Raw genomic sequence first — 4894 nt, 5'->3', positions numbered from 1 at the left:
GCAGCTTGGTGACCACGGCTTGCCGGCGCTCCTCTGAGTAACGAGGCATGAGTGTCTCCTTTCGCCCCCTGATCGATTTATAGGAACAGGGTATCAGAGGGCACGACAGTCATCCTGACACTGGGGGTCGACCGATCGCGGCGTCTCCACCGTTCAGGCCGCGATGGCACGCAACGAGGTGAGCCTGCTGCTCAGCCTCTACGCCTACCAGGTCCTGCATGGCCTGCGCTGCCTGCTGGAGCCGCAGACCCGGCAAGGCTGGAGCCTCAGCCGGATGCGCGAGCAGGTGCTGAAGGTCGCCGCCACGCTGAGGCTGCACGCTCGGCGAATCACCGTTCACTGGGTGCCACCGCCGACAAGTGGTAGCCGACGCTGCTGAAGGGTCTGCCGAAGCTGACCGCACTGAGCTGACGCTCCTGCGAGACCACCACAGCATCAGAAAGCGAGCGACCGGAGCAGCGGTCGGCGATCATGGCTGCTAGGACGGCCGCAATTGATTCCCAAGAGCTATAAGAAAGCGGGAAGAAAGCCGTGCTCGGGCATTATTCAACGGCCACCCGCGCTGAAGAGGCCGATCCTGATAAGCGATGCCACCAGCCAGCACCTTTAGACCGCTCAATCAGCACCCTCGTGAATGAGGCGGTCACTGCAGCGTTAGCGGCAGCTTGGCATAGAGTACATCAGTCAGCCGACAACAAACGCTCTATCTTTCTTTGCAAACGCTCATTTTCGCGTTGATAAAAATCAGCTTCCGCCTCCCACACGGCCATTTTAGAAAGTGCCTTTTCGTACTCTTTTTTTATCTGCTGCATCTGGATTCTCAACTCTTTATTAGTGATTCGCAAGGTCTTTCTCTGCGCTTGGCCGACTGAACCACTTTCAGCCTTCTCCCTCAACAGTCTGTTATGTTCAGAGATGGCTTCTTTAATGCTCGCATTCCATGGGCTGTCGAGTGCCACATTGCTTTTTAGGCCCGCGCCTTGCCAGACCTCCTTGAATGACCAAAGAGTGTCTGGCTTTTCTTTCCTCAATCGCTGAACTTGATTCCACAATGCTTCTGTATTCCGTTCTTTTGTCTCTTCTCGGTTTTTTAGCAACCCTTGATGGCTGCCTCTAGAAATTTTATTCATTGAGCCACCTCTACTAATTTGAGTTGATTGAGCAATTTATCAATTTCCTTATTTCTTTCTTTTAAATATGCGACCTTAAATGGTTTCCCTTTGAAATATTTAATAAGTCTGTCGTTTTCCATTTTGCGATAAATGAGCGTTTTCTTCTTCCCGGTGGACACCATGAAGGAATTATTGCAATCAGCCGGTCTGCAATTAGACTTATCACCTCCGCATAACGCTTTTTTTGCTCTATAGAAGCAAAGTCCATCATCAGTTTGCTCAACCAGTCCTTGAGAGGGAAGGGACTTAAGGAATTTCAATCTATCCTTTTTTGCCATACCTAAAAACTCTTTTCGGAGTTGATTGATTTCATCTGCACCACCGCCGATAATTGGGACTTGTGAGCCGACAAATTCCTCCATTAACTCCTCTGAAAGTATGAATTTCTCAGCTTGTAATTCAGCATAAAGGTTAGGGTCGCCGTATAGTTTTGTCATCTCAATGTCAAAATGCTTGAGCTGATCCTGCAGTGCTTTAAGCCCCAGGCCTTGCCTAACCATAATCCTAGCGAATTTTTTTCTAAATTGATGAGATGCTAAACTCCAAAGTTCACCTTTGAACTTGATGTCATGTCTGGCCGAAAAAATTTTAAGCCTGTGTCCGACAGAGCCTTTTCCCAATCTCGCAGTTGATTTTACGCCAGGGAAGAGCCAAGGATTACCATCATCATGATATCGTTCGTGAGCCTTTTCAAGTGCCTCTAAAGCGGTTTTTACAATAGGAACTGTTTGCCATTGGTATCTTGTTGGCTTTGCCTCAAGTTTAGTGGTTTTGCTTTTTACGAAATAAAGATTCAAAAGTGAGCCGTCTATCTCTAATTGTTCGGAACACCAGTTATTAGCATTGCCATATTGTATATTTAAGATCTCATGGAGTCGCATGCCCGTTAAAAGTGCTATTATCACATAGCAGGCAGCGGATAGCTGGCACTCAAGTGTACCCCTTTTTTGCCGTTCTATGCGGCCACTCCAATATCCATGATTTCGATATGCTTCCTCTCTAAAGCACACCCAGTCTTGATAGCCAAGTTCTTTATTTTTGTATTTTTTATCAATTTTATATATATCGAAAAGGCAGTCAGCAATTTTTAAATCAGATATTGCGCACTCAATTGCTTTCTTAGCAACCTCGTCCGGCATTTCTATAGTTCGTGATTCTGTGCGGCCTAATACTTTTTCTGCCGCTATTCGCGACCATTTGATACGGCCGCCATACTCCTCAAACATATTAAACGTAAGTCCATTTTTCATTTTTGGCTCTTGTTCAAAAAGCCAATCAACTCCTTCTACTCTACTTGCTAGAGTTCTGTTAGTAATAGGTTCTTGCTCTTTGCTTTTTATTCTGGTGGTGGCGACATACGCTAAATAATTTTCGGCATCATGTTTATCAATGTCAGAAAAGGTCCTTATTCTAGCCTGCTTCATATAACAAACTAAAAACTTAATTCCTCTATTTATAGCCCTCTTGTAGGTCGAGAATTTCGGTCTCGAGCTAACAGGGTCAGTTAACATCGTATAGTAGAAATCTTTAAGTTGTTCGAGATAGATTTCGTTGCTGTTTTCAGTTAACAAAGTTCCATCGCTGAGCTTGATTTCAAAGCTAAGAGTTGCCTCGCTGTCATTGTTGTCAGGAAACTCTGAGTGAAAGCTCCATTGGTTATCTTCATATAAAGAATTAACCGAGACTTGAAGGCGGCGTTTTTCACCGTTGCTGAGTTTTTTTATATCAACAAATTTAACCAAGGCATGTTTGCTTTGAAGGGATGTGATCTGATAGGTTGTTGGCTCTATCAGTTCTAGAACTTCTTCATACTTCATTATTTATTATCCTCATAAAGCTTTGGATCCCAAATGGGTATTGGTGATGCCTCAGCTTCTGCTTTTAATTCTCTCACAAAATATTCAGGATATTTTTGCAAAATATATTCGTTCCAGAAGTGTTTTTTTCCAGAAACTGCTTTGTCAAATTCTTGCTCGGATATTTCACCAGTTGCCAGCAAGTGATCGTGAAAGTTAATATAACAAAAATGTTTTTTTATGTCTTCAGGAGTTATTACCAAGTTTTGGCAGCCGAGGCACATGTCGGTTGATGCAGTGCAGAGCTCCCCTCTACGCTGACCTGGAATAGGAGAGCTAGCTGGATCTTTGCAGTGATTAAGCAGGCCATCAAATATCCCATTAGCCTCATCTTTTGCGATAACTATTGAATCATTTTTGACCAAGTGTTGCTTTGCAAGCTCATCTTCTCCTGTAAGCCCTAGCAGCATCGCCTCGCTATGAATTGCCCTGCGGGCCCGGAACAGAGGGTCATTTAAACGTCTCAAGTATTCCGATGTTGTAGATGTTTTAGTGTGACCAAGAAGAGTTTGGAGATACTGAAGGTCCTCGGTTCTTAAATATTCATTCCAAGCAATTGTTGGCCTTATGTTTTTAGCATGAACTTTTACTTTCTCTCCAGACTCTGAGGAAAAGACAGGGTGTTTATCAAAAATGCGTCTTACACCTGCCTGGAAATATCCAGCTGAGAAAGGTTTAGGAATCTTATGATTGTTTGCATTGCTAATCCAAAGTTCCTTCATTCCTTTTGGACGAATTCTCGATGTGATGTTGATAACTCTTTCTATAATTGAAACGGCCCAAGTGTCGTTATTCTTTCTTTCTTCAGGTATGGTGCTGCCCTTTTTGTGTGCTCTATATTTTGTACAATTAATATAGTTAAGCGTTGGGTCAACTGGGTCAGGCTGTATGCAGTCTATATCAAGGTTTTGCACAGTTGCAGGGTTGAGCCCTGTGCGAATAATAAGAAGTAAATAGTAAGGGGCTAGGTCGTAAGATGATATCCAGTGGCACGTATTCAGTTTGGCCATAACGCTATATGCCCCTGTCCAGTGCTCTCTCATTGCGGTTCTAAATTCTCGGAAATTGTCTTTTAATTCTTTTTCAGTATAGCTCTTTGAACCCATTTTGTTTTCCCAGTACCACACAACATATTCCCATTTTTTCCATGGCGTTATGTATTTTACGGGGCTTGGTTGGTTCAAATATTTTGGCTGATAGCAAGGGCCGGCCTTGATGTATTCATAAAATCCCTCAACGGTTTTGTATTCTTGGTGGGGGTGGTCGCGAGTAATGCTATACCAAAACTGATGGCCTTTCGGTACTTGTATGACATCCGAGTACCTAGTTAAAATTTGACATTTCATTTTGTTTTCGAAATACCATATTCTATACTCATGTGTGGCCCAAAGAACATACTTTCCTGTTTTTTTATTAAGGGTGGCCACGCCATCTAGCGGCGGCTCTGTACCTAAGTACTGTGGCTCATGCTCTATTTCTAGGCGTTTCTTTGACTCCCTCAAGCTTTGAATGACGGATTTTAAGATTTGTTTGAATTCTTTTTCATCATACCCGGGGTCTACCTTTTGTAAGGAAGTGGATTTGGGGAATGCATTCCTTGGTGGGCTGATGTTCTTATTGATTTTCGGATGACTGCCCATTTTGTTGAAAACAGGCCTTAATCCGCGATATACGGCTGCAGCTGTTGAGTACGACATGGTTGGATACCGTTTAAGCCATTCAGCGTATCTGGAGAATACTATAGTGGACCCTGAAATCAAGACACTGGTTTAAGATATGCCGAGGCCGATTTCGAAGGGACCAGAGATGTCGAAACAGAAACGTAACACCCACTCACCGGAGCTGAAGGCCAAGGTCGCCCTGGAG

At 44.0% G+C, this 4894-nt stretch carries 3 protein-coding genes and 1 pseudogene; 1 reads left to right on the top strand and 3 read right to left on the bottom strand.

The annotated features are described in order from the left end of the window. Window positions 1-118 precede the first annotated feature (118 nt). Window positions 119-366, top strand: a pseudogene (locus LWH48_RS17860) (transposase); the annotation flags it as partial. Window positions 367-680: 314 nt separating this feature from the next. Here LWH48_RS17860 and LWH48_RS17855 read toward each other — a convergent pair. The 3 genes from LWH48_RS17855 to LWH48_RS17845 are packed head-to-tail and all read right to left on the bottom strand — an operon-like array spanning window position 681 to window position 4725. Further along, window positions 681-1130 carry a hypothetical protein gene (locus LWH48_RS17855; protein ID WP_232913642.1) on the bottom strand — a complete coding sequence of 150 codons (450 nt, stop codon included), beginning with the start codon at window positions 1128-1130 and terminating at the stop codon, window positions 681-683. After that, the gene (locus LWH48_RS17850) at window positions 1127-2989 is read right to left on the bottom strand and encodes a tyrosine-type recombinase/integrase (protein ID WP_232913641.1); all 1863 of its coding nucleotides are present in this window, start codon (window positions 2987-2989) and stop codon (window positions 1127-1129) included. The genes LWH48_RS17855 and LWH48_RS17850 overlap by 4 nt, the downstream gene beginning before the upstream one ends. Next, on the bottom strand, window positions 2989-4725 hold the full coding sequence (locus LWH48_RS17845) for a hypothetical protein (protein ID WP_232913640.1): 1737 nt from the start codon (window positions 4723-4725) through the stop codon (window positions 2989-2991). Before LWH48_RS17845 ends, LWH48_RS17850 begins: the two co-directional genes overlap by 1 nt. Window positions 4726-4894: the final 169 nt, after the last annotated feature.

The sequence above is a fragment of the Halomonas sp. G15 genome (assembly GCF_021282295.1).
Taxonomy (GTDB): domain Bacteria; phylum Pseudomonadota; class Gammaproteobacteria; order Pseudomonadales; family Halomonadaceae; genus Halomonas; species Halomonas alimentaria.
Note: the sequence above shows the minus strand (reverse complement) of the source record. Positions and strands in the feature narration are given on the sequence as shown.